The 23,159-nt window shown below is 70.6% G+C and carries 19 protein-coding genes and 3 pseudogenes; 11 read left to right on the top strand and 11 right to left on the bottom strand.

Annotated features, from left to right (window positions below):
- Positions 1 to 23 precede the first annotated feature (23 nt).
- Both ACGFYY_RS30705 and ACGFYY_RS30700 read right to left on the bottom strand, forming a co-directional pair.
- A pseudogene (locus ACGFYY_RS30705) lies at positions 24 to 119 on the bottom strand (DUF397 domain-containing protein); the annotation flags it as partial.
- A gap of 61 nt (positions 120 to 180) precedes the next feature.
- Positions 181 to 354: pseudogene (locus ACGFYY_RS30700) on the bottom strand (transcriptional regulator); the annotation flags it as partial.
- A gap of 156 nt (positions 355 to 510) precedes the next feature.
- On the opposite strand from ACGFYY_RS30700, the gene ACGFYY_RS30695 reads away from it, so the two are divergent.
- The 4 genes and pseudogenes from ACGFYY_RS30695 to ACGFYY_RS30680 all read left to right on the top strand — a co-directional run bounded on the left by ACGFYY_RS30695 (position 511) and on the right by ACGFYY_RS30680 (position 3,723).
- Positions 511 to 1,086: an ATP-binding protein gene (locus ACGFYY_RS30695; protein WP_393714363.1), complete on the top strand. Its 576-nt coding sequence runs from the start codon at positions 511 to 513 to the stop codon at positions 1,084 to 1,086.
- Between the two features lie 146 nt (positions 1,087 to 1,232).
- Positions 1,233 to 2,155, top strand: a pseudogene (locus ACGFYY_RS30690) (helix-turn-helix domain-containing protein).
- 60 nt (positions 2,156 to 2,215) lie between these two features.
- Positions 2,216 to 2,797: a DUF6932 family protein gene (locus tag ACGFYY_RS30685; protein WP_393714361.1), complete on the top strand. Its 582-nt coding sequence runs from the start codon at positions 2,216 to 2,218 to the stop codon at positions 2,795 to 2,797.
- On the top strand, positions 2,794 to 3,723 hold the full coding sequence (locus ACGFYY_RS30680) for a hypothetical protein (protein WP_393714359.1): 930 nt from the start codon (positions 2,794 to 2,796) through the stop codon (positions 3,721 to 3,723). The genes ACGFYY_RS30685 and ACGFYY_RS30680 overlap by 4 nt, the downstream gene beginning before the upstream one ends.
- Before the next feature lie 7 nt (positions 3,724 to 3,730).
- On the opposite strand, the gene ACGFYY_RS30675 is transcribed toward ACGFYY_RS30680, so the two are convergent.
- The gene (locus ACGFYY_RS30675) at positions 3,731 to 4,939 is read right to left on the bottom strand and encodes a hypothetical protein (protein WP_393714357.1); all 1,209 of its coding nucleotides are present in this window, start codon (positions 4,937 to 4,939) and stop codon (positions 3,731 to 3,733) included.
- Positions 4,936 to 5,556: a DUF4365 domain-containing protein gene (locus tag ACGFYY_RS30670; RefSeq protein ID WP_393714355.1), complete on the bottom strand. Its 621-nt coding sequence runs from the start codon at positions 5,554 to 5,556 to the stop codon at positions 4,936 to 4,938. The genes ACGFYY_RS30675 and ACGFYY_RS30670 overlap by 4 nt, the downstream gene beginning before the upstream one ends.
- A 212-nt stretch (positions 5,557 to 5,768) precedes the next feature.
- On the opposite strand from ACGFYY_RS30670, the gene drmA reads away from it, so the two are divergent.
- The 3 genes from drmA (at position 5,769) to drmC (ending at position 12,063) form a co-directional block, all read left to right on the top strand.
- Complete coding sequence (gene drmA / locus ACGFYY_RS30665; protein WP_393714353.1) at positions 5,769 to 9,374, top strand: DISARM system helicase DrmA; 3,606 nt, start codon at positions 5,769 to 5,771, stop codon at positions 9,372 to 9,374.
- Positions 9,371 to 11,233: a DrmB family protein gene (gene drmB / locus ACGFYY_RS30660; RefSeq protein ID WP_393714351.1), complete on the top strand. Its 1,863-nt coding sequence runs from the start codon at positions 9,371 to 9,373 to the stop codon at positions 11,231 to 11,233. The genes drmA and drmB overlap by 4 nt, the downstream gene beginning before the upstream one ends.
- Positions 11,234 to 11,373: 140 nt before the next feature.
- Complete coding sequence (gene drmC / locus ACGFYY_RS30655; protein ID WP_393714349.1) at positions 11,374 to 12,063, top strand: DISARM system phospholipase D-like protein DrmC; 690 nt, start codon at positions 11,374 to 11,376, stop codon at positions 12,061 to 12,063.
- A gap of 24 nt (positions 12,064 to 12,087) precedes the next feature.
- Here the strand turns inward: drmC and ACGFYY_RS30650 are convergent, their stop codons facing one another.
- Both ACGFYY_RS30650 and ACGFYY_RS30645 read right to left on the bottom strand, forming a co-directional pair.
- Positions 12,088 to 13,302, bottom strand: coding sequence for a Cmx/CmrA family chloramphenicol efflux MFS transporter (locus ACGFYY_RS30650; RefSeq protein WP_393714444.1), 1,215 nt, complete (start codon positions 13,300 to 13,302; stop codon positions 12,088 to 12,090).
- 54 nt (positions 13,303 to 13,356) lie between these two features.
- Positions 13,357 to 14,037, bottom strand: a complete 681-nt coding sequence (locus ACGFYY_RS30645) for a hypothetical protein (RefSeq protein WP_393714347.1) — start codon at positions 14,035 to 14,037, stop codon at positions 13,357 to 13,359.
- A gap of 124 nt (positions 14,038 to 14,161) precedes the next feature.
- On the opposite strand from ACGFYY_RS30645, the gene ACGFYY_RS30640 reads away from it, so the two are divergent.
- The gene (locus ACGFYY_RS30640; protein ID WP_365277141.1) at positions 14,162 to 14,848 is read left to right on the top strand and encodes a copper homeostasis protein CutC; all 687 of its coding nucleotides are present in this window, start codon (positions 14,162 to 14,164) and stop codon (positions 14,846 to 14,848) included.
- Between the two features lie 181 nt (positions 14,849 to 15,029).
- Here ACGFYY_RS30640 and ACGFYY_RS30635 read toward each other — a convergent pair whose 3' ends face one another.
- Both ACGFYY_RS30635 and ACGFYY_RS30630 read right to left on the bottom strand, forming a co-directional pair.
- Complete coding sequence (locus ACGFYY_RS30635) at positions 15,030 to 17,006, bottom strand: HelD family protein (protein ID WP_393714442.1); 1,977 nt, start codon at positions 17,004 to 17,006, stop codon at positions 15,030 to 15,032.
- 298 nt (positions 17,007 to 17,304) lie between these two features.
- The gene (locus ACGFYY_RS30630) at positions 17,305 to 17,937 is read right to left on the bottom strand and encodes a hypothetical protein (RefSeq protein ID WP_393714345.1); all 633 of its coding nucleotides are present in this window, start codon (positions 17,935 to 17,937) and stop codon (positions 17,305 to 17,307) included.
- A 218-nt stretch (positions 17,938 to 18,155) separates the two neighbouring features.
- Here ACGFYY_RS30630 and ACGFYY_RS30625 point away from each other — a divergent pair, with 218 nt between their 5' ends.
- Together ACGFYY_RS30625 and ACGFYY_RS30620 are read left to right on the top strand one after the other, a co-directional pair.
- The gene (locus tag ACGFYY_RS30625) at positions 18,156 to 18,335 is read left to right on the top strand and encodes a hypothetical protein (protein ID WP_051782458.1); all 180 of its coding nucleotides are present in this window, start codon (positions 18,156 to 18,158) and stop codon (positions 18,333 to 18,335) included.
- Positions 18,336 to 18,392: 57 nt separating this feature from the next.
- On the top strand, positions 18,393 to 19,160 hold the full coding sequence (locus ACGFYY_RS30620; protein WP_393714343.1) for a glycosyltransferase 87 family protein: 768 nt from the start codon (positions 18,393 to 18,395) through the stop codon (positions 19,158 to 19,160).
- Here ACGFYY_RS30620 and ACGFYY_RS30615 read toward each other — a convergent pair.
- Positions 19,118 to 20,761 (bottom strand): DNA repair helicase XPB, encoded by a 1,644-nt coding sequence (locus ACGFYY_RS30615; RefSeq protein WP_365277131.1) that lies wholly within the window; start codon positions 20,759 to 20,761, stop codon positions 19,118 to 19,120. The two genes, ACGFYY_RS30620 and ACGFYY_RS30615, sit on opposite strands and share 43 nt — an antisense overlap.
- A gap of 96 nt (positions 20,762 to 20,857) precedes the next feature.
- On the bottom strand, positions 20,858 to 21,475 hold the full coding sequence (locus ACGFYY_RS30610; RefSeq protein ID WP_393714340.1) for a TetR/AcrR family transcriptional regulator: 618 nt from the start codon (positions 21,473 to 21,475) through the stop codon (positions 20,858 to 20,860).
- 69 nt (positions 21,476 to 21,544) lie between these two features.
- Between ACGFYY_RS30610 and ACGFYY_RS30605 the strand changes: the two genes are divergently transcribed.
- Positions 21,545 to 22,105, top strand: a complete 561-nt coding sequence (locus tag ACGFYY_RS30605; protein ID WP_393714338.1) for a peroxiredoxin-like family protein — start codon at positions 21,545 to 21,547, stop codon at positions 22,103 to 22,105.
- Positions 22,106 to 22,285: 180 nt separating this feature from the next.
- Here the strand turns inward: ACGFYY_RS30605 and ACGFYY_RS30600 are convergent, their stop codons facing one another.
- Complete coding sequence (locus tag ACGFYY_RS30600) at positions 22,286 to 23,086, bottom strand: hypothetical protein (protein WP_393714336.1); 801 nt, start codon at positions 23,084 to 23,086, stop codon at positions 22,286 to 22,288.
- Positions 23,087 to 23,159: the final 73 nt, after the last annotated feature.

The following is a 23,159-nucleotide window of genomic DNA, read 5'->3' as shown; positions in this document are numbered from 1 at the left end:
AGGGGCGCGTGCAGTGTGCAGGGTCAGCAGCCCGACGCGTAGGTCAAGAAGTCCGACCATGCGCCCGGGGTGAGCGCGAGCTGGGGGCCGTCGAGGCACTTGGAGTCGCGGACGTGGACAGTGGCGGGGGCAGCCGCGACCTCGACGCAGGAGTCGCCCTCGCTGCCGCTGCTGTAGCTGCGCTACCCCGAAGTCGGCGGCCCGCATCCCCACCGCTTCCCTCCGCAGCCTCAACTGCCGCCCCACGGTGGCGACAACGGCCACGCCCCAGTCGTCATCCGGATCCACCTCCCAGCCCGGCTCGTCCGCCTCGCTCTTGAGTCGCTCTGCCCCAGCCGCGCCGTCCACCGACATGCCCGCACCCCTCTGTCCGCACCTCCGTGCCGCGACGCCCCTACCCGCCGGACGGGTTCCGACAGCCCCGACAGCAGTGGACAAGCTCCGGACAGTCGCCCTACGCATCGGCGTCGTCACTGTTCACGGTAGGTGGGGACCGCCACGCTCGGTGACGTGAACCAGAAGAAGGTCCTCCAACTCCCGACACCAGTAGGTCAGTTCGATGTCCTGCTGTCCCCCACGCCGCGAGGCGCCCGGCTGGCCCGTCTCCTTGCCGTCGACTGGCTGCGCACGCGGGACCTGCCGTACCGCGTCACCCAGGCGGCCGAGCAGGTCGTCGCCGAGCTCGCCGCGAACGCCGCCTCCCATGGCCGCGTCGCCGGCCGGGACTTCCGCCTCGCGCTCCTCGCCGATATCAACATCCTCCGCATCGAGGTCACGGACACCCGGGGTGGCGACCTTCCCGTTTCCCGGGCGTCGGCCCCCGACGCAGAATCCGGGCGCGGCCTGCTCCTCGTAGAGGCGCTCGCCGACCGGTGGGGCGTCGGGATCGGTCCCGTCCCCCGGAAGACCGTATGGGCCGAACTCGACCTGCCGTGCCCCTGGCCTGCGGACATCGACCTACCGCCGGAGACCGCTCGGTGGGACACCGGTGGCAGGGATGATCCCAAGACTCAAGACACGAGAGAGAAAAGACCCCACCAAACCCCACCCTTCCCGCCCATGGCGCACGCTCACTCGCTTGGGTGAAAAACGCCAACTTGACTGGCTTCGAGACGGGTTGCCTGATCTACGCTCAGCGCGACAGACCACATCACCGCTGACATACGTCGGCCCCCGCCGGGACTGCAATCCCGGTGCGGGGGCCTGACCATCGAGGAAGCAGTACCTTCCCGATGGATACTCAGAACACTAGCGCGCGTCCGCACGCCCAGTCCGACAACAACGGGGAAAACCACCCCTCTCGGCGTACCCGTGGGGGCACGCGCTCGGGCGGTGTCATCCACGACAACTTTCGCCACACCGGCCGCTTCACCGTGATCGGCAACCACCTCGCCCAGCACGCCGAGCTGTCGCTGCTGGCCATCGGCCTGGCCGTCCACATCCAGTCCCTTCCCACCGGCGCGCTCGTTGACATCAGGACCCTCGCCGCCCGCTTCCCCGAGGGGAAGACTCGGATCGCCGCTGCCCTGCGCGAACTGGAGGCCCACGGCTATCTGCGCCGTACCTGCGAGCGCACCAGAAGCGGCCGCGTCATCACCCGCACGGTCTCCTGTAACCAGCCGGGCCGGTCCGGCGCCACGGACCAGCCGGAGTCGAAGCCGAAGCTCCGGCGGCCCGCCCGCCGGGAGGGCGAGCCGCCGCGCCGGGCGCTGCCGCCGTACCGCAGCCTGCGTACCCGGCTCCTGATCTCCTTCGGTCCGCCATCGAGGTCCTCGCCGGTCTTCGCCGGGGCGATCCCCGCCTGCTGCTCTCCGCCACGGAGGTCGCGCACCTCACCCCCGGGGTCGCAGCCTGGCTGGAGCGCGATCTACCTCCGAGCGCCGTACACCACGCCCTGACCGCCGACCTGCCGTCGGAGCCCCTGTACCGCCCGGCCGCACTCCTGGCCCATCGCCTCGCCGCCCAGCTCCCGCCCATGCCGCCGTTCCGCGCCCGCGAAGCGCCCTCGGACGTCGTCAGACACCCACTCCACAACTGCGAGACATGCGACCACGCGTTCCGGGGACCGGAACCGGGCAGTTGCCAGGGCTGCGCCTCGGCGGCGGATCGACTTCTCGAAAACACCGACGCCGCCGAGACCTCACCGGCAGGATGACGCCTACGGGCGCTCCCGACCACGCCGAAGACGTTCTCTCGCACCACGACAGGACCTCATGTGCCTACTTTCGCCGCCAACGGATTTCTCCCCCTGGGCCGGCACTCGGTCTCCTTGGGTGAGGCGGAGTCGGTGCTGGTCAGCGCGCCGGAGTTCCGGGACTCCGCAACGCGTGCGGAGCTCTGGGACGGGCTGATCAGCTACATCGACCTCTTCCTCACGCTTGAGGACACGTACGCGGAGGCTCTGAACGGCATCCCGCTGATCCACCGCATGTGGCTAGGCGGCAGCTTCGTCAGCATGAAACGCGCCCCCCGGAACATCGACATCACCCTCCTGATCGACACCGACGCCGAACGTGCAGTGCGCGGTCGACCCGGCTCGAAATGGCTGACCACCGCCTTCAAGAGCCGGGACAGCATGCGGGCGAAGTTCGGTGTGTCACCCGTCCGCATTGGGTACCGCCGCGTCGCCCACGTCTTCGAGCCAGAGCGCTTCACGCCCGATGAGCGGACATACTTCACGGAAAGGGGTGTGTGGGACGACTGGTGGCAGCGTTGCCGGCTGCCTGACCCGGCGGACCGCTCACCGTCTGCGCACAGTGCCGCCCCGGCACGCGGATACCTGGAGGTGCGGCTGTGACCGGCGACAGCTGGCGCGAGCACAGGCGCGCGCTCTTGAGCGACGACCCGGCAGCGGCGGCCGCGGCGGCTCGGCTCCTGGCGGAGATGGGTGCTGAGGACAGGGACGACGAGGAGGTCGAGGGCGAGCACCGGGCCAGTCGCCTCGCGGCGGCGCGGGAGTACACACCTCATGCCCGCCTTGACGAAGAGCTCCGGCTGCGGCTGACCGGCCCGGACACCGAAGGGGGCGCGCTCCGGTTCCAATGGGGCGACGCACTCCTGCACCCGATGGAGTCCGCTCTCTCCGCTGCTGCAGGGACGCCCGTCCAACTGGAGCTCACAGGCATCTCGGCGGGTAGTACCGTCGTGCACGCCAGGCCCGTCGCCAGTGCTGGTTCCACGCAGCCCGGCACTCTGGACGCGCCCGCCACATCCTCGGCGAGTACCGGGATGAGCGCGCTCACCGAACTGCTGAGAGCCCTGGAGACGCAGAGTGACGTCCGTGAGTGGTCGCGACTCTTCGACGCGGTGGAGCCCCTCTCCCGGGCCTTGGGGAAGTTCCGATTGGACCTCGGCCTGACCTGGTACGACGCCGACGGCGGAACACGTCGCGCGCAGCTGACCGAACGCGGCCGGCAGTACGCGGAACGGCTGCGCGAGACGCGGGACCGGGATCAGGAGATCGTGATCTCCGGCCGCATTACCGAACTCCGTGAGAGCGGCTGGGTGAAAGTCAAGGCCGGGACTGCCAGGAACGCACAGGCCTACGAAGTCCACTTCGAGGAGCCCGAAGAACTGGTCCGCATGCGTCCTGGGCTCGGCGACAACGTGCACTTCCGGGTCCGCTTCCGGCAGCGGCTGGACTCCGTCGGCATCGTACGGTCGAGCGAATACACCTACCTCGGCCAAGCCTCGGAGCAAGCGGCTCTCCCCTTCGAGGGGTAGGACCGTGTCAGTCCGGCCCGATCGAGAACGCCCGCACACCTCTCATGCGTACCCCGGTTCCGTAGGGCTCGACATCGCCGCGAACCGCCACTTCGAAGCCGTCGAGCCATGCGGCAGTGGCCCTGTCGACGTCCTCGGGACGCAGTTCCACCCGCACGCTGCGGACTCGGGGTGGGTCCTCATGGACCAGAGAGCCGTAGATCGTCGCCTGGCGATCCCCCTGGCCGCTCAGACGAGTGACCACTCCGTGCAGAATCGCACCCTCTTCCCGCGCCGCCCGCTCCCTCAGCTCCTTTGCGCCGGCCTCCAGGGCAGACATGTGACGGCTGCTGAGCATCACCGGAGGTGAGGTCTGCGCCATCGGCATCTCGGGAGCCCAGTCGAAGGACAGCGAGTACGTCCTCTGTTCCTCGCCTGCGATCTTTACGAGGGCCTCGCACAGGTTCGCCGACAGGCCTGCGGTGACATACCTTCCGAAACCGTCGAGGGAGTCTCTGTGGACTGCCTCCTCAGCCGCCGCGTGCGCGCAGGTGACGCCCGCGAACAGCATCCTGGACACCATGCGGGGGAAGGGTTCGGCGAACCTCGGGCTCGGCCCTCCGCCCGGGAATACGTCGTCGAAGAGCGCCTCCTGCCCGGTGGCGCCTTCCTTGCCGGCAGTCCCGTCGGGTTGGCCGACCACGGACGCCGGCATCGGGGTGTGGGCCGCGATCACGTAACTGCCGACACGCGTCTGGTCCAGCCGCACCGCTGCCACATGCTCTTTCACCCTCTGGGGCTTCTGCCCCGGCTGTACGGACTGCGGGGTGAGGGCCGAGGACGCGGCTGCCGTGTGCAGCTCCTTCAGCCCTGACAGGGCCGACACGAGATCGAGCAACGGCGCCGTGCCCGACGGGCCCGGTGGCATGAGACGTAGGAACTGCCAGTCGGATGAGGGGAGTTGCATCTCCCTCAGGATGTCGCCCGCGCGACGCTCCTCGACGACGGAGAGCACCTCGAGGATGTCGGCCACCCGGCCGGCGTAGTCGCGGCGGCGCTTCATCGGCACCAGCACCTCGTACGGCAGGCTCGATGAACCTCCGGCAGCCCATTCCCACAGCTCACCGCTGGACAAGCCCCGTTCTGCCCGCCAGCCCTTGCCGCTCAGATAGCGTCGAACGACCTCGGGGGCGAGGGCCGAGGCCTCGTCGAACTCCGCATCCGTGATCACTGTCATTCCATCACCAGCATGTCCCGGTAGTCCTTGGAGAACAGGTCGTGCAGGGACTCGACGGTCAGCAGATTGGCACGCGGGACGTGCAGCGTCTGCTTGTCCTTCTTCTCACCTTCCACCAACTCGCGCTCGTGCAGGCACATCCAGTAGGCGGCGCGCCTCAGCAGCAACCGATCCTCGGTCGCGTCCGACCAGTCCAGAGGATCGGGAGCGGTCAGGACGACGAAGAGGAACCGGGGAAGGTCGTAGTCCCGGCCCGCCAGCCAGTTGTAGTTCTTGTTCTCCAGCCGGAAGCTGATGTGCTCGTCGTGGACGGTCGGCGACGAGGTGCACTTCACCTGCGCCTCGATCACCGGGAAACGGCGGATCCCCGGCCTGCCGGGATGGCCCAGCTGCCAGTCCACGCCGACCCTGTCGCGCTCCCGGCGGGCGGCGTCCAGGTTCGCCGCCGCAGCCAGCATCCGAATGAATGTCTCGCCGAAATCGCCGCGGTGTCCGTTCGCCCCGAAGCCGGTGGATGCGGCAACCCAGGCCGGCGCCAGCTCGGATGCCCCCAGAGGAACGCCGTACATGTTCTGGGGGTGCTGCTGCGGGATGCCGCCGGTCTTGCTCTCCGTCATGCTCCCGCTCAACCTCCGCACCCCACGCCGCCAGCGGCCCCGCGTGACAGCGCCCGGGCACGCACAGTAACGAGCGTCACACGCAAGGACAAAGGTGTTGATCAGGATCCGGCCGAAAGTAGGTCCTCGGGTGGCTTGAAACGAAAAGGGCGGCCCGGAAGTTCGTATCCGAAGACGTACCGGTTGTCGGTGGCCCCACATAACCTGGGCCCGTGACCCAGGACTCCCTCGCCTCTCCGGGGACCGGGCCGGACCCGTCCGGCCCGGTCCTGTCCACGCCCACCCCGCAGGAGCTGCGCGACCGGCTCTCCGGACTCGTTGTGCGCGACCTGCTCGGTCCCACCGGTGACGAGCCCGAGGAGCTGGCGGGAAACCCGCTCGACCACTACATCATCGGGCGGCTCGCGCCCGGCGGTGTACGGACCGGGAACGGCACGGCCCTGCGGACCGTGGGCAAGGAGGTGGCGCCGGAGACCCTGGACGAAACCAGCGTGTCGCCGGAACAGGAACCGGAGGCCGGCGACCCCGAACCGTCCGCGCCCAGCGTGCCCAGCCTCCACCCGTCGAGCCTGGGGCTCACCGTCCGGGTGGACAGGCAGATCCAGGAACTGACCGTCGACTGCGACTGGGCACGCTACGAGCGGGGTGACTCGGAGATCGAGGGCAACCCCAAGCGCGTGTTCCACCGAGTTCCGTTCTCGGCCGCCGTGAACGTGAAGCTGGTGGAGGGCGAGCTGAAAGCCCGCCCCCTGCACGTCCGGAACTTCCCGGACATCCTGGTACGAGGGCGGGCGCGGCTCCACGAAGGCTCCTGGCTGGTGTCGCTGTTCCTCGTCAACGGGCAGGAGGACAAGCCCGGCTCCACCCACTGGATGTTCCAGGCGTCGATGGCGATCACGGCCGGACCCGACACCGCACCCTTCCTGCCGCGCCGCGCGGTCGAGCCGGCCGGGGGAGACCACGGCGAGCGGCGCGCGCTTGCCATGACCTACCGCTTTCACCCCGAGTTCGCCGTCGGCCATGGCACGGGGGTGCACGCGGAGGTGTCCCCGAACGACCCCCGGCGGGCGGTACGCATTTCCACCACCGCCACTCCGACGTACGAGATCCCGCATACCGACGTACCGGATCCGCACACGGCCGAAGACGCGGACCTGGCCGAACTGGGCTTGCTCACACTGGACATGCGTGATCTGAGCCTGATGGAGGCCGAGCCGCTGCGGGCCGCCCTGCTCCCCTTGGTGGACGGGTACCGCTCCTGGATCGAACGGCAGAGGCAGTCGGTGGACGATCCCACCGCCGGGCTCGATGCGTACAGGTCGGAAGCGGCGGAGAACATGCTCCTCGCCACGAAGGCGGCGGACCGCATCCAGGCCGGCATCGATCTGCTGCGGGACGACCCCGAGGCCCTGGCCGCATTCCACTTCGCCAACCGCGCCATGTGGAAGCAGCGGGTTCACACCATCGCCGCCCAGAACCGCCGTCGTGACACCTCCGTGACCCTGGAGGAGGCGGTCGGTGCGGCCGACCAGCCGAAGAACCGCAGCTGGCGGCCGTTCCAGCTGGCCTTCCTGCTGCTCAACCTGCCGTCGCTCGCGGACCCCGGGCATGCGGAGCGCGCCGACAACAACACGGCGCTCGCCGACCTGCTCTGGTTCCCCACCGGCGGTGGCAAGACCGAGGCGTATCTCGGCTTGACCGCCTTCACCCTCGCTATAAGGCGCCGCAGGCCCGACCTCGGGGGGCTCGACGCCGAGCACGGAGTGGCCGTGATCATGCGGTACACGCTGCGGCTGCTCACCATCCAGCAGTTCCAGCGGGCCGCAGCGCTGATCTGCGCGACCGAGGTGATCCGAAGGGACGACCCGCAGCGGTGGGGTGACAACCCGTTCCGCATCGGGCTCTGGGTAGGTGGGCGGGTGACCCCGAACACCACCGATCAGGCCACCGACTGGGCGAGGGAGCAGAAGAGGGACAGGGGACGCGGTGGCTTCGGCCGTATGGGTTCTCCCCACCAGCTCACCAGCTGTCCCTGGTGCGGCTCGAAGATGGAGGCGGGCCGGGACATCAGTGTCGAGAAGACCCTCCGCCGGACGTTCATCACCTGCCCCGACGCCTATGAGTGCCCCTTCGGCGCGAGCGCCTTCGGGCTGCCTGCAGAAGAACAGGGCCTCCCCGTTCTCGTCGTGGACGAGGAGATCTACCGCTTCCCGCCCAGTCTTGTCATCGCCACCGTCGACAAGTTTGCGCAGATGCCCTGGAAGGGCGATACGCAGGCGCTCTTCGGTCAGGTGACCCGGAGGTGCACCCGGCACGGGTACGTCACCCCATCCGCAGTGGACACGGACTGGGAGTCATCCAGCCATCCACCGGCCGGCAGTCACCCTTCCGCCTCCACCGTGGACGCCGTCCGGGTACGCCCGCCGGATCTGATCGTCCAGGACGAACTGCACCTCATCTCAGGGCCGCTGGGCTCTCTCACGGGTCTGTACGAGACCGCGGTGGACCGGCTCTCGACGTGGGAGCCGGAGCCGGGCCGGCCGGTGCGCCCCAAGGTCATCGCCTCGACCGCCACTGTCCGTCGCGCAGACCGTCAGATTCACGACCTCTTCGCCCGCAGAACGGCGGTCTTCCCGCCCTCGGGGTTGAGTGCCGACGACACCTTCTTCGCGCGGCGGCGGCGCACCGACCACACGCCGGGACGCCGCTACGTGGGTATCTGTGCGCAGGGCGTGAGGACGAAGTCCGTGGCCATCCGGGTGTTTGTCGCCCAGCTCGCCGCCGCCCAGTACCTCTACGAGACCTACGGCGCAAACGAGCTCACCGACCCTTACATGACGCTCGTCGGCTACTTCAACAGCCTGCGCGACCTCGGCGGGATGCGCCGACTGGTGGAGGACGACGTCTCGACCAGGCTGCTGCGTGCCGACCGGCGCGGACTGGCCATACGGCGGATCGGTGAACCGGCCGAACTGACCAGCCGTATGGCCTCCGACGCGATTCCCGAGATCTTGGAGAAGCTCGACATCACTTTCGGCCGCAGGCCCAAGGGATCACCCCGCCCCATCGACGTCCTGCTCGCCACGAACATGATCGCCGTCGGCGTCGACGTGTCCAGGCTCGGTGTCATGGTCGTCAACAACCAGCCCAAGTCAACCGCCGAGTACATCCAGGCGACCAGCCGCGTCGGTCGCCGGGCTCCTGGTCTCGTCTTCACTCTGCTCAACTGGGCAAGGCCCCGGGACCTCTCGCACTACGAGACGTTCGAGTCCTTCCACGCCACGATCTACCAGCACGTGGAAGCCCTGTCCGTGACACCCTTCGCGGACCGCGCCCTGGACCGTGGTCTCACGGGTGTCCTGACTTCCCTCATCCGCAACCTCAGGCCCGAGTACAACCCCAACCGCGGCGCTCAATGGGTCGACCGGCGGGGCGAGGTCGTCAGTCACGCCGTGCAATCCCTCGCCCTCCGTGCGAAGGACGTCACCGACAACCGCCACGTCGTCAACGAGGTGCGGGCCCGGCTCGACACCCGGCTCGACTACTGGGAGCAGAAGCGAAAGGCCCCAGGGTCGGTCCTCGGCTATCGGGCGGCCAGGCGCCAGGGCGACGTCGCCCCCCTCCTGCTGGAGCCGGACAGTGGCCCTTGGCGGCTCATGACCTGCCCGACGTCGCTGCGTGAGGTCGAGCCCCCGATCCGGCTGATCCTGACCGGCGAAGCCGGCGGCGATCTGTCGGGCGAGCCGCCCTACACCCCGCGAGAACAGCCCGACGACAGCGCACCGGATGCCGGCGCGGACCCCTGGGAGACGACATGACCGCCCCCGCACCTGATGCCCTGCGCGTGGGCGAACTCCGTCCCAGTCAGCTGCTGCACACCTACGGCATCGGTGCCGTCACCGACCTGCCCAACCTGTCCACCATGGTCATGGGCCTGGACGACTGGGATCCCGTCCGCGCTCGCGTACTGACCGAGGACCGTCTGCTGGCTGCGGTCCGTCGTCGCCTCGGCGCCCAGGTCGCCACCCTCCGGACACCGCCCCACCTGCCGGAGAACCCCTCCGACCCGCATGGTGACTGGACTCGCACCGGTGTTCCGGTAGGGCTGTTCCCTCGTTGGCTGCGCTGTTCCCGCGAGCGCTGCAACCAGCTGGCACCGGCTTCCGGTGGCCTTTTCCAGCTCCGGCCCAACATGTACCGCCCGGAGAAGACGAAGTATGTACACGTCAACTGCGGTGGCCCAGGCTCGGGGCAGCCCACCGCTCTCCCCGCCCGTTTCCTCGTGTCCTGTCGCGACGGGCACATGGACGACTTCCCCTGGGTGTATTTCGTGCACCGCGGCGGTTCGGGGGAAGGCCACACCCTCAGCCTGACCGAGTCCGGGACCACCGGCGAGGCCGCCAACGTGTTCGTCCGTTGCAACACCTGCGATGTTCCGCCCCGATCCATGGCCGACGCTCTCGGGCAGGCGGGGGAGCGCAACCTGCCGGCCTGCCGCGGGCACCATCCGCATCTCGGCACCTTCGCTTCCGCCTGCCAGGAACAGACGCGGACGATGGTTCTGGGGGCCACCAACAGCTGGTTCGCCTCCCAGCTCAGGCTGTTCAGCATCCCCCGCGCCGAAGAACCACTCATGCAGGCGGTCCGCGAGCACTGGAGTCTGCTGTCCCCGCTTGCAGCCGTTCCTCCGGACGCGGCGAAGATGTTGCTGCCCACCCAGGCTTGCTGGCCCGAACTGGAGCAGTACGGGGCGGATGCGGTGTGGGCGGCTGTGACCAAGGAGGCCCGGACGGCGTTTCGTGACGAGACTGAGCAGGATGAGGAACCTGACCTCACCACCCCGGAATGGCGGGCATTCACCCATCGCCGTGACCACACTCTCCCGGACTTCACCACCGTGCGTGAGCATCGTGTCCCCGAAGGGACCTCCGACTGGCTCGACAGCGTTGTCCTCGTCCACCGCCTGCGGGAAGTCTCGGCGCTGACCGGCTTCACGCGCATCGAGGCCCCGGAATGGCTTCCGGGCGAGGACGTACGAGCGCACTCCGTGGCTCCTCTCAGTCGCAACGGAAAGCCGACCTGGGTTCCTTGTGCCGAGCTGCGCGGTGAGGGGGTGTTCCTCGCTCTCAATGAGGAACGGCTTGCAGAGTGGGAACGACAGGAGGCGGTTCTCGCCCGCGAGGAAGTGCTGAAGGCTGCCCACTGGGCCTGGTGCATGGCCCGTCGTATTGAAGAGCCCCGCTGGCCTGGGGTCCGGTATGTCCTCCTTCATACCTTGGCTCATGTTCTCATCAGGCAGTTCGCCCTGGAATGTGGTTACGGAGCCTCCGGCATAGCGGAACGTATCTACGCCCGTTCCGGCCCTGACCCCATGTCGGGAATCCTGCTTTACACAGCTGCCCCTGACAGCGAGGGCACGCTTGGCGGGCTCGTCTCCCTCGGCCGGAGCGAACGGCTCGGCCCGGCCATTGCGCAGGCGCTGGAGGAGGCCAGGCTGTGCAGCTCTGACCCGATGTGCGCCGAGCACGATCCGCAGGTTCACTCCCGGCTTCACGGAGCCGGTTGCCACGCGTGCCTGTTCGCTGCGGAGACGTCCTGCGAACGGGGCAACCACTACCTTGACCGGGCGCTGCTGGTGGAAACGCTTGCCGCCAATACGTGTGCCTTCAGGCCGTGAGCAAGTCTGCTGCGGGGCGTGAGACCGGTGAACAGGGGACTTCGTCGTTCCACCATTCGGCGGGCCCACCCGTAGCTGGCGGTCATGCCCCGACGCCCCGCCTTCCGGTCCTTCTGGCTGCTCTGGGCGATCGTCTGCCTGTGGACAGGCTCCTCGCTCTTGAGTCTGTCCTCAACACCATTGCCGATCCGGATGACCCCGCTCTGAGCCGGTTCATACGAGCCCAGCCCGCCGCCGGCCTGGCCGGTCAGCTCACCGAGATCGTCCGTGCCTGGCGTACCGAGGCATCAGGCACTGCCGGGTCGGGCCTCGCTCTGGCTTTGGCCACTTCCCGCGCGCTCCCGCGGCCGGCCTCACCTCAGGTAGTCGTCAGCGGCCCCGCAAGCGCGTCGCTGCCGGGCCGACTTACAAGCGGGGTTGCCGTCGAGGTCGTCCGCTCAGCGAAGACCTCTCTGCTGGTCGCCAGCTTCGCAGCACACGGGGCTCTGGACGTGGTGGATGAGATCGGCCGGGCAGTGGTACGAGGAGTTCAGGTCGATCTGCTGCTCGAGGAGTCGACACATGCTTCGGTTGCCTTTGCGATGTTGCCGAAGGAAGTACGTGTGTGGCATCGAGCCAGTGCGTCCGGCGTCATGCATGCCAAGCTCCTGGCTGCGGATCGACACACCGCCCTCCTCGGCAGTGCCAACCTCACCGACCGTGCACTGTCCGACAACATCGAACTGGGTGTTGTGCTGAGAGATCTGGCCACGGTGGCACCCCTTGTGGATCATTTTCGATGGCTGCTGTCTCCTGAGAGCGGCCTCGTGCGAGCGGGAGGCGCTGCTTAGACGCTTGCTCCCAGAGCCCGACGGTCAGGCCTGGGCGGGTACCGGGGCGGCGGGGGTGGTGTTGCCCGTGATCACGCGGGTCGGGCGGGGCGGCGTACGGCGGTCCAGGCGCAGTGCGAGCACGGTGAGGGCGATCGCGGTGACGGTCATGGCGGCGCCCGCCCAGGCGGTGGCGGCGAAGCCCAGGCCGGCGTCGATGACGGTGCCGCCGAGCCAGGGGCCACCGGTGTTGCCGAGGTTGAAGGCGGCCGTGGTGGTGGCGCCGGCCAGGGTCGGGGCGGCGCCGGCCACGTTGAACATGCGGGCGTTGAGCGCCGGGGCGGTGAAGAAGGCCGAGAAACCGAGCAGGAAGGCGAGGGCGATCGCCGCGGCGGCGGCGCCGGCCAGCAGGGCGAGCGCGGCGAGGAAGACGGTGGAGGCGGTGATGCCCCAGATCATCACGCCGAACAGGTGCGCGTCGGCGACCCGGCCGCCGACGGTGGTGCCGATCAGCGCGCCGATGCCGAAGAGGCCGAGGATCCACGGGACCCACCGCGAGTCCAGCCCGGCCACGTCCGTGAGCAGCGGTGACAGGTAGCTGAAGGCGCAGAAGACGCCGCCCGCGGCCAGCGCGGTGATGCCGATGGAGAGCCATACCTGGCGGTCGCGGTAGATGCGCAGCTCGCGCCCGAGCGACGGCCTCTCGGCGGGCAGCGGGATCTTCGGGATCAGCGCCAGGATGCCGACGAGGGCGATCGCGGAGGCGGCGGCGACCGACCAGAAGGCGGAGCGCCAGCCCAGGTGCTCGCCGAGGAACGCGCCGGCGGGGACGCCGAGGACGTTCGCGATGGACAGGCCGCCGATCATGACGGCCATGGCGCGGGCCCGCTGGTCCTTGTCGACCATGGCGATGGCGACGGCCGCGCCCACGGCCCAGAATCCGGCGCAGGCGAACGCGGAGACCACGCGGGAGGCGAAGAGGAGCTCGTACGACGGGGCCAACGCGCCCGCGACCTGCCCGAGGCCGAAGAGGCTGATGAGGGAGACGAGGGTGGTGCGGCGGGGGAGCCGCAGGGTGGCCACGGCCAGCAGCGGCGCGCCCACGACCATGCCGATCGCGAACGCGGATATGAGCAGGCCCGCCTGTGGGATGGTGACGCCCATGTCCTCGGCGATGGGGGGCAGCAGCCCGGAGAGCATGAATTCGCTGGTGCCGAGCGCGAACACGGACAGTCCGAGGACGTAGACGGCGACGGGCATGCGGGGGCGTGCGGCTGCTGCGGGCATGACTGTCATCAACCAGTGCGAACGCGATCACATTCCCTGAGGGGCGAGTGTGGCGAGCTCGGCGGCGAGGTTGGCGCGGGCCGGGGCCTCCCAGTGCGCGGCCCCGTAGGGCGTGCGGAAGAGCCGCGGCAGGTCGAGCAGCTGCCGCAGTACGTCGGCACGGCCGGTGCGGAAGGCGTCGTCCGGGACGAAGCCGTACTCGGCGCGGACGGCGGCGACGTAGGCGGCGTAGGCGTCGGGAGCCCCGGCCAGGACGGCCAGGTCCGCGTCGCAGAGGGCCTCGCCGTCGGTGTCCTCGGGGGCGGGGTCGTGGGTGATCGTGAGCCGGACGAGGCGGGCCACCTCGGCGGTGCGGGCGGGGTCGATGCCGAGCTCGGGGAGGGCGCGCTCGGCGAGGGCGGCGCTGCGCTCCTCGTTCTCGGACCGGTCGGGGCGGTAGACGGCATCGTGGAACCAGGCGGCGAGCCGCACGGCGGCCGGATCGGCGGCGTGCGGGGCCAGTACGTCGATCCGCGCGAGGACGTCGGCCAGGTGCGCGGTGGTGTGATACCTGCGCTGCGGCTCCGCCCAGGCGGCCAGGAGGCGGTCGGCGTAGGGCGCGGGGTCACGGCCGGCGGGGGCGCCGGCGGCGGTGACGGTGGCCTGCCAGCGGGCCCGCAGGTCGGCGGTGTCCGGGTGGGTGTCGCTGCTCTGGGTGCCTGTGTCCATGGGCACATTGTGGGGTGGCGCGATTGTGCTGGTGAAGGGCGGGTGGAGGCCCGTACTCTGCATATTGGACTAGACCTCTCCTTTCGTAGGGGTTCCCGAGCTTGCCGAAGAAGGATGGGATCGAATGAGCAACCGTGCGCTCCTGGAGGTGATCGCCCTCGACGTGGAGGACGCGGTCGCGGCCCAGGCCGGTGGGGCGGACCGACTCGAACTGGTCACCGACATGGCCGCCGACGGGCTCACCCCGCCGCGCGAGACCTTCGCGGCGATCAGAGCGGCGGTCGACATCCCGCTGCGCGTGATGCTCCGCAGGACGGACGGGTTCGCCGCCGGCGAGGTGTCCGAGCTGGTCCGGGTGGCGCGGGAGCTGCGGGCGGAGGGCGCGCGGGAATTCGTCCTCGGCTTCCTGGACGCCGACGGCGCCCCCGACCTGGCCGCGGTCGAGGCGGTCGTCGCGGAGCTGGACGGCTGCCGGTGGACCTTCCACCGGGCGATCGACCGCGCGGCGGACCGGGACCAGCTGCGCAAGGCGCTGGCCGATCTGCCGGGGCTCGACACGTACCTCACGGCGGGCTCGGCGGCGGGCGTGGACGCCGGGCTGCCGGTGCTGCTCGCGGAGGCGGCGCGGGGTGGTGAGCCGGGGTACGGGGCGCGGATCCTGGTGGGCGGCGGGCTGACGCTCGCGCACCTGCCGGTGCTGCGCGCGGGCGGGATCGACGCCTTCCACATCGGCGGCGCCGCCCGTCCCTCCGGGTGGGACGGCCCGGTCTCGGCGGCGGCCGTCGCCGAGTGGCGGGCCGTACTGGACTGACGGGGTGCGGCCGTCACGTCGGCCGCGCGGCCGCTGCCGGGGGCTCCGCCCCCGGACCCCCGCGCCTCGAACGCCGGCGAGGCTGGAAGTCGGGGCTCAGAAGACGGCAGGGCGGAAAACCAGCCTCGCCGGCGTTTGAGGCGCGGGGTCTGGGGCGGAGCCCCGGGAGCGGAGCCGTGGGTCAGGGCAGCAGCGGCTCGGGCAGGGCGGCCGCGTGCAGCACGGACAGGCCCGAGACCGCGCGGGTGAGGCACACGTACAGGCGGCGCAGGCCGGTCCGTTCGTCCGGCTCGCCGTCGACGATCGCCGCGGGCTCGTCCAGGACCACGTAGTCGTACTCCAGACCCTTCGCCAGCGACGCCGGCACGAGCGTCAGCCGCGACTCGGCGGTGGTCTCCTCGCCCGGCGACAGGTACGGCAGGCCCGCCGCCGCCAGGGCCTCGGCCAGCGCCGGGATCCGCGCGTCCGCCGCGATCAGCCCGATCGACCCCTCGTGCACCAGGGAGTCGCGGCACGCGGCGAGCACCGCCGCCGTCAGGTCCGCCGTCTCCTCGATCCGCAGCGAGCCCGGCGTCTCACGGACCGAGGAGACCGGAGCCAGGCCCGGGGAGATCGACGGCAGCAGCCGGGAGGCGTAGGCGATCACCTCGCGCGGTACGCGGAAGCCCGCCGTCAGTTCCTCCAGCACCGCCTGCGGCTTGCCCAGGTGCGTCAGGGCCTCGTCCCAGCTGCGCGTGGCCCACGGCGTGGTGCCCTGCGCGAGGTCGCCGAGGACCGTCGCCGAGCCCGTGGTGCAGCGCCGTCCCACCGCCCGGTACTGCATCGGCGACAGGTCCTGCGCCTCGTCGAGGACCACGTGGCCGAGCGAATGCGTCCGTTCCACCAGGTCGGTCGCCTCGTCGATCAGGACCAGGTCCGCCGCCGACCACTTCGCCGACTTCACGCTCCGGAACGGCTTCGGCCACAGCAGGAGCTTCTGCTCGTCCTCGGTGAGCACGTCCGCCGCGTGCAGCGCGAGGAACTCGGGGTCGGACAGCAGGCGCAGCACCAGCTTCGCCGGTTCGACGGCCGGCCAGACCTCCTTGACCACCGCCTTCACCGCCGCGTTGCGGGCCACCGCGTCCTGCACCCGGTCGTCCGGGGCCTCGCCCGCCTGCTCCATCCGTACGAGTACCGCGTGCGCGATGCGCTGCGGCAGGGCCTCCCGGGCCGCGCCGTAGCGGATGTCGCGCTTCTGCAGTTCCTCGACCATCTCCTCCAGCTCGTACGCGGGCACCCGCCAGCGGCGCGAGCCGCGGACCACCATCAGCGGCTCGGTGGGGCGGGTGACGTGCGAACGGACGGCGCGGCTCAGTACCTCCGCCATGCGGGCGTCGCCCTTGACCACGGCGGTCTCGGCGGCGTCCGTGCCGCGTACCTCCAGGCTGGGGCGGGCGACCAGGTCGTCGACGGTGGCCTGCTTGACCTCCAGCTCGCCCAGGGCCGGCAGGACCTGCTCGATGTAGTGGAGGAAGGAACGGTTCGGCCCGATGACGAGCGTGCCCGTGCGGGCGAGGCGGTCACGGTGCGCGTAGAGCAGGTACGCGACCCGGTGCAGGCCGACGGCGGTCTTGCCGGTGCCGGGGCCGCCCTGCACGCAGACGGAGCCGGACAGGCCGGAGCGGACGATCTCGTCCTGCTCGGGCTGGATCGTGGCGACGATGTCCCGCATCGGGCCGACGCGCGGGCGCTCGATCTCCTGCTGGAGGAGCTTGCTGACCGCGGCCGCCTCGGCCGGGTCGGAGAGGTGCTCGTCCTCGTACGCCGTCAGCTCGCCGCCGGTGTATCCGAAGCGGCGGCGCAGGGAGACGTCCTGCGGGTCGGTCTTGGAGGCCCGGTAGAACGGCTGGGAGACGGGCGCGCGCCAGTCGATGACCATGGGGTCGCCGTCGGCGTCGTGGACGTGGCGGCGGCCGATGTAGAACTGCTCGCCCTCCGCGCCCTCGGCGAGCTCCGCGCCGGGTGCGTGCAGGTAGTCGAGGCGGCCGAAGAAGAGCGGGGTGTGGGCGAGGTCGGCGAGGGCTTTGATGCGGTCGTCGATCTGGGCCTGGAGGACGATCGCGTTGACCCAGTTCGCGGTGACGTCGCGGATGTCGAGGGCTTCGACGTCCTCCCGCATGGCGCGCAGGGCGGATCGCGAGGCGGTGAGGTGGGCCCGTTCACGGCCCAGCGGGTCGGTCGGCGCGGTCGGGTTCGCGGCGGGGTCGCCGTGTGTGGTCTCGGGGGCGTGCGCGGGCACGGAACTGCCTCCAGCTGCTGGATGCGGAACAGATGGCCCGCCGGTTTCCGGCCGGAGGGCGGCTCTCCCCGATGAGGCGGCGGGAGGCGGCAAGAGCGGAGATTCTAGCCACCGGGGCAGTGCGGCGCGAACGAATAACGGGGGGCGGGGATCAAGGAAACCAAGGAGACCAGGGGGATCAGGGGGATGAGGGGATCTCGAGGGAGTCGACGAGTTGCTGGTGCGTCTGGGCCAGGTCCTTCTCGTTCGCTTCGGCGCCGAAGGTCATGGCCATGACGACATGGTCGTCGTCGGAGACGAGACGGATGAAGCCGACCGCGGGCTCGTCGCCGCCCTTGCCGGTGAGGCGCGCGTCGAGCACCGGGCGGCCGTCCACCGTCGTCTTGTGGACGTCGTGACTGGTCATGGTCCCGAGTCCGACCAGGCTGAACGCCTCGACGAAGCCCTTCAGCTGGTCCTCCTGCGTGAACCTGTCGCCCGGCATGTCGTAGACCGCGAAACCGGTGGCCCCGTCCGGGACCTCCGCCATGTACACACGGGCGTCGACGGGCTTGTCGCCGAGGGGGAGCGAAGCCGTGCGCACCTTGGCCTCTCCGGGGAGTTCGGCCGTGATGCCGCTGGCGGGATCGGTGGTCGTCACCGACTCCGCGGCGGACGCCGTGGGCGCGGGTGTGGGCGTGGGGGCGGCCACGGCCTCGGCGAGGTGCGGCGGGGCGGCGAACGCGGTGGTGGACGGCAGCAGCCCGGCTGTGACGAGGGCCGTCGAGGCGGAGAGCAGCGCGAGGCGCTGGGTCCGGGAACGGTGGGTCATGCGGATCACTCCCAGGGCGTGGTCGCCGGCACCGCGGACCCTTCCCAGGGTCCGCCCCGGTCGGTATCGGTGCATCCGGACGGGTGTCGTACTCGGGAGTGTCAGACCTCGGTAGCCACCCCTAGGGGTGCGCATGCGACGGGAGGAGGACGCGGGGGGCCGTGAGGTTCCCTCCCGGGAGCGATGTGCGGGACGACGCGAAAACGCACCATGGACGCATGAGCCCCGCACCCTTCACCTCGATCCAGGGCAGCCGTCCTAGCGGCGCCGAATCCGACTCCCTTCCGCGCAACGGCCTCGGTGGCATGCTGCGCGCCGTCAAGATCTTCGCGGCGACCGCGGTGAGCGTCGTCGTGCTCGGTGAATACGGCGAGGACGCGGGCGTCATACGTCACTGACCTCGGGTCGCCTCGGGCCTCGCACAGCACATCCACTGATCCACTAGGGTCACGCGGGTGACCCGGAGCCCCGTTCCCAGCCGCTCGCCGTCGTCTTTCGTCGGGGTGCTGCTGACCGGTTCGCTGCTGCTGCTCGGCGTGCTCTGCATCGCCCTGCGCATCCCGGTGGCCGACGCCCTCGTCCAGGGTTTCTCCGCCGCAGAGTGGGGGCCGCCCGAGACGTATCCGCCGTTCGCGGCCATCCTGTTCACGCCCGCCGCGTGGCTGCCGAGCGGCGCGCTGAAGGCCGTCCTCGTCCTCGGCAACGCCGGTCTGCTCACCCTGCTGATCACCCTGTCCTGCCGCCTCGCGGGACTGCGGTCGCGGCCGGGGCCCGTACTGGCCGCCACCATCGCCGGGCTGTGGCTGCAGCCGCTGTTCCAGGCGCCGCCCGCCGGGCTGATCAACCTGGCACTGGCCTGCCTGGTCCTGTGGGACCTGGGCCGGCCCCGGTCCGCGCTCGGCAAGGGCTTCGCGCTCGGCGTCGCCGCAGGGATCACCCTCGCCCCGGCGGCGATCGCCGCGTACCTCTTGTTGACCCGCCGCGTCCGGGCGGGGCTCACGGCGCTGGCGGCCTCCGCCGGGACCGCCCTGCTGGGGCTGCTGGTCCTGCCGGAGGCCTCCGCCGAGTTCTGGACCCGGCACCTGGCCGACGCGGCCCGGGCCCTGGTGCTGGACTGGCCGCCGCTGTGGGTCTGGAGCGCTCCCTTACTGGCTGTCCTGACCGCCCGCGTGTGCCGGGGTCAGTCGCTCGCCAGCAGCTCGTCGGCGTCCATGATCCGATAGGCGTACCCCTGCTCGGCGAGGAACCGCTGGCGGTGCGCCGCGAAGTCCTGGTCGATCGTGTCGCGCGCGACGACCGAGTAGAACCGCGCCTCGTGGCCGTCCGCCTTCGGCCGCAGCACGCGGCCCAGGCGCTGGGCCTCCTCCTGGCGGGAGCCGAAGGTGCCCGACACCTGGATGGCGACGGTGGCCTCGGGCAGGTCGATGGAGAAGTTCGCGACCTTCGAGACGACCAGCACGTTGATCTCGCCCTCGCGGAAGGCGTTGAAGAGCTTCTCGCGCTGCGCGTTGGAGGTCTCGCCCTTGATGACGGGCGCGTCCAGGTGCTCGCCCAGCTCGTCGAGCTGGTCGATGTACTGGCCGATGACGAGGGTCTGCTCACCGCGGTGCTTGGCCACCAGCGCCTCGGTGACCTTACGCTTCGTCGCCGTCGTCGCGCAGAAGCGGTACTTCTCCTCCGTCTCGGCGGTCGCGTACGCGAGCCGCTCCGACTCCGTCAGATTGACCCGGACCTCCACGCAGTCGGCGGGCGCGATGTAGCCCTGCGCCTCGATCTCCTTCCACGGGGCGTCGAACCGCTTCGGCCCGATGAGGGAGAAGACGTCCGACTCCCGGCCGTCCTCGCGCACCAGGGTCGCGGTCAGGCCGAGCCGGCGCCGCGCCTGCAGATCGGCGGTGAACTTGAAGACCGGTGCGGGCAGCAGGTGCACCTCGTCGTAGACGATCAGGCCCCAGTCCCGGGAGTCGAAGAGCTCCAGGTGCGGGTAGACGCCCTTCCGCTTCGTCGTCAGGACCTGGTAGGTCGCGATCGTGACGGGCCGGATCTCCTTGCGGGTGCCGGAGTACTCGCCGATCTCGTCCTCGGTCAGCGAGGTCCGCTTGACCAGCTCGTGCTTCCACTGGCGGGCCGAGACGGTGTTCGTCACCAGGATCAGCGTCGTCGCCTTGGCCATGGCCATGGCCCCGGCGCCGACCAGCGTCTTACCGGCGCCGCAGGGCAGGACGACGACGCCGGAGCCGCCGTGCCAGAACCCCTCGACGGCCTGCTGCTGGTACGGGCGCAGCGCCCAGCCGTCCTCGGCCAGGTCGATCGGGTGCGCCTCGCCGTCCACGTAACCGGCGAGGTCCTCGGCGGGCCAGCCCAGCTTGAGCAGGGTCTGCTTGATCTGCCCGCGCTCGGAGGGGTGCACGGCCACGGTGTCGGCGTCGAGCCGCGCACCGACGAGCGGGGCGACCTTCTTGGAGCGCAGGATCTCCTCCAACACCGGCCGGTCGGTGCTGGTCAGCACCAGCCCGTGCACGGGGTGCTTGGAGAGGGTCAGGCGGCCGTAGCGCGCCATGGTCTCGGCGACGTCGACGAGGAGCGCGTGCGGGACCGGGTAGCGGGAGAACTCGACGAGCGCGTCGACGACCTGCTCGGCGTCATGGCCGGCGGCCCGGGCGTTCCACAGGCCGAGCGGGGTGATCCGGTAGGTGTGGATGTGCTCGGGGGCCCGCTCCAGCTCGGCGAAGGGGGCGATGGCACGCCGGGCGGCTCCGGCGAGCTCGTGGTCGACTTCGAGGAGGAGGGTCTTGTCGCTCTGGACGATGAGTGGACCATTCACGCGCGGCGCCCCGTTTCATTCAGGTCAAACCTCCAGTGTGCCGTACGGCGCGGAGGGTGGGAACACGCCGCTTCGGCGGGCCGGCCGGTCGGCGGGTCAGCGGCCCATGCCGTCCAGCAGCAGGGCGAGGCCGCCGTGGAACTCGCGGTCCGGGGTGAGGGAGCGGGCGCCGAGCGCGGCCTCGGTCATGTACGGGAACTCCTCCGCCGGAAGTTCGGCGATCGCGGCGGTGCCCGCGCCGGAGAGGGCGCCGAGGTGTTCCTGCTGGATCGCGCCGATGGCGTAGGCGAGCAGGGCCCGCAGGGCGACGATCCGCTCCTCGGGCCCGAGGCCCGCCTCGCGGAGCACGCCGAGGACGGTCTCCCCCCAGCGCAGTACGCCCAGGGAGCGGTGCCGGTGGCTCGTGGTGAGCGGCAGCACGGCGGGGTGCGCGCCGACGGTGTCCCGCATCCGGTCGACGAGGACCGTGACGCGGGCGCGCCAGGGTCCGGCGGTCAGGGGCGGCGGGGTGCTGTCGACGGCGCCGAGGACGAGTTCGACGACGAGGGCTTCCAGTTCCCCTCGGTCCTCGACGTAGCGGTACAGGGCCATGGTGCTGATGCCGAGTTCGACGGCGACGGCACGCATGGTCAGTCCGGGCAGACCCTCGCGGTCGATCACGGCGAGGGCCGCGGCGGCCAGTTGGTCCGGGGTGAGTGAGCGGGGGCGCGGCATGGTGATTGACAGCGTACGACATACGCTTACGCTGTAGGTGTACGACATACGCTTACGAAGGAGACCTCAGTGCAGCTCGACACCGGTTCCGTCGTCCGTACCCGCGTCCTCACCGCCGTCGCGGACGGTGCCCTCGTGCCCGTCCCCGATCCCGAACACCTCGTGCACCTGCAGTTCCGCCGGTTCGCCGGCTGCCCCATCTGCCATCTGCACCTGCGCTCGATCGTGCGGCGGCACGCCGAGATAGAAGCCGCCGGGATCCGCGAGGTCGTCGTCTTCCACTCCGGCGCCGACGAACTGCGCGAGCACGTGGCCGACCTGCCCTTCGCCGTCGTCGCGGACCCGCGCAAGCGGCTGTACGCGGAGTTCGGCGTCGAGTCGTCCTACCGCGCCCTGCTGGCCGCGCGCGCCTGGCGGGCGATCGCCGTCGGCACCCTCGACATCCTGCGCGGCCGGGCGAAGCCGCCGACGCTCGTCCAGGACGGCGGGCGCCTGGGGCTGCCGGCGGACTTCCTGATCGCGCCGGACGGACGCGTCCTGGCCGCCGGGTACGGAGTGCACGCGGACGACCAGTGGCCGGTGGACAAGCTGCTGACCCTGTCGGCACAGGCACGTACCGTCCTGACATGAGCCATGCTCAGCAGCCCTTCGTCCCCGCCGACTTCGAGGTGCCGCGGACGCTCGTGGCCGACGGCTTCCGGCTGGAGCCGCTCGGCGCCGAGCACAACGAGCGGGACCTCGCCGCCTGGACCGGCAGCATCGAGCACATCAGGAGGCGGGTGGTGGCCGCGCCGCCTCGGCGGCGTGGCCTCAGCCGCGCCGCTGCCACCAGCGACGCTTCGGCGCGGCGGACCGAGGCTCCGCCGCGGTGGCGGGGGCATCGCCACGCCGTTCCGGGGCGAGGGCGAGCAGGGCGGTGCGGATGCGGTCGAAGGTCGCGATCGGGTGCGGGCCCTCGCCCGGCAGTGCCACCCCGACGCAGACCAGCTTGAAGCTGTTCTCGCCGAGACCGGCGCCGATGAACACCGGTGCGCCGACGCACCCCTGTGGAAGGGTTCCGAGCCAGCGGACGCCGTCCTCCTCGGTGCGGACGACCTCACCGACGACGAGGGACTGTTCCCGCGCGCCGTTCTCGGCGTCGACCGGGTGGCCGAGCAGGTAGGCGGGGACCGGTGTCCCGTCGAGGGCGGCGATGTCCTCCGCCGTGGCCGCGACACCGTCGGTGATCTCGTCCGTCGTCCAACTCCACCCCTTGCGCGCGGCGTACGCGTACAGCGCGGTGTCGGGCATGACCGCCACGCCCAGGTCGCCGAGGTGGATCCACCCCTCCGCGAAACCCGTCATCGCCACCTTCTCCGCGCTCATCGCGGGTGAGCACAGCTCCTGCCGGAGGGTGATCTCGGCCGTCTCGACCCTCGTCGGCTCACCGGCGGTCACCAAGTACTGCCGGACGACCGCGCCCTCGGCGGTCTCCCTCACGAGTTCGTTGAACCAGAAGGCCGTCGCGTACTGCTCCGCACGGTTCACCCGTTGGAAGGGAAGCGTCGCCCGGGCGGAGTCGGCGTTGATCAGGTAGACGATGGCGCTGTGGAAATCAGGCAGCTCAGACATGGTGGGGGACAGTAGCCAACCGTCGACGGCGACTCCTTACCGGGGCTGCGGAGGCGTTCCCAGGGCCGAACGG

This window comes from Streptomyces sp. NPDC048331, from assembly GCF_043201215.1.
Classification (GTDB): Bacteria; Actinomycetota; Actinomycetes; order Streptomycetales; family Streptomycetaceae; genus Streptomyces.
This window is presented reverse-complemented; position numbering and strand designations above follow the sequence as displayed.

What these genes read in the sequence shown, in the direction of transcription:
- ACGFYY_RS30670 (WP_393714355.1), bottom strand. Translation starts at nt 5,556, where the DNA reads ATGACGGAGAGCAAGACCGGCGGCATCCCGCAGCAGCACCCCCAGAAC.
- ACGFYY_RS30675 (WP_393714357.1), bottom strand. Translation starts at nt 4,939, where the DNA reads ATGACAGTGATCACGGATGCGGAGTTCGACGAGGCCTCGGCCCTCGCC.
- drmB (WP_393714351.1), top strand. Translation starts at nt 9,371, where the DNA reads ATGACCGCCCCCGCACCTGATGCCCTGCGCGTGGGCGAACTCCGTCCC.
- ACGFYY_RS30640 (WP_365277141.1), top strand. Translation starts at nt 14,162, where the DNA reads ATGAGCAACCGTGCGCTCCTGGAGGTGATCGCCCTCGACGTGGAGGAC.
- ACGFYY_RS30600 (WP_393714336.1), bottom strand. Translation starts at nt 23,086, where the DNA reads ATGTCTGAGCTGCCTGATTTCCACAGCGCCATCGTCTACCTGATCAAC.
- ACGFYY_RS30650 (WP_393714444.1), bottom strand. Translation starts at nt 13,302, where the DNA reads ATGCCCGTCGCCGTCTACGTCCTCGGACTGTCCGTGTTCGCGCTCGGC.
- ACGFYY_RS30635 (WP_393714442.1), bottom strand. Translation starts at nt 17,006, where the DNA reads ATGCGGGAGGACGTCGAAGCCCTCGACATCCGCGACGTCACCGCGAAC.
- ACGFYY_RS30630 (WP_393714345.1), bottom strand. Translation starts at nt 17,937, where the DNA reads ATGACCCACCGTTCCCGGACCCAGCGCCTCGCGCTGCTCTCCGCCTCG.
- ACGFYY_RS30645 (WP_393714347.1), bottom strand. Translation starts at nt 14,037, where the DNA reads ATGGACACAGGCACCCAGAGCAGCGACACCCACCCGGACACCGCCGAC.
- ACGFYY_RS30625 (WP_051782458.1), top strand. Translation starts at nt 18,156, where the DNA reads ATGAGCCCCGCACCCTTCACCTCGATCCAGGGCAGCCGTCCTAGCGGC.
- ACGFYY_RS30610 (WP_393714340.1), bottom strand. Translation starts at nt 21,475, where the DNA reads ATGCCGCGCCCCCGCTCACTCACCCCGGACCAACTGGCCGCCGCGGCC.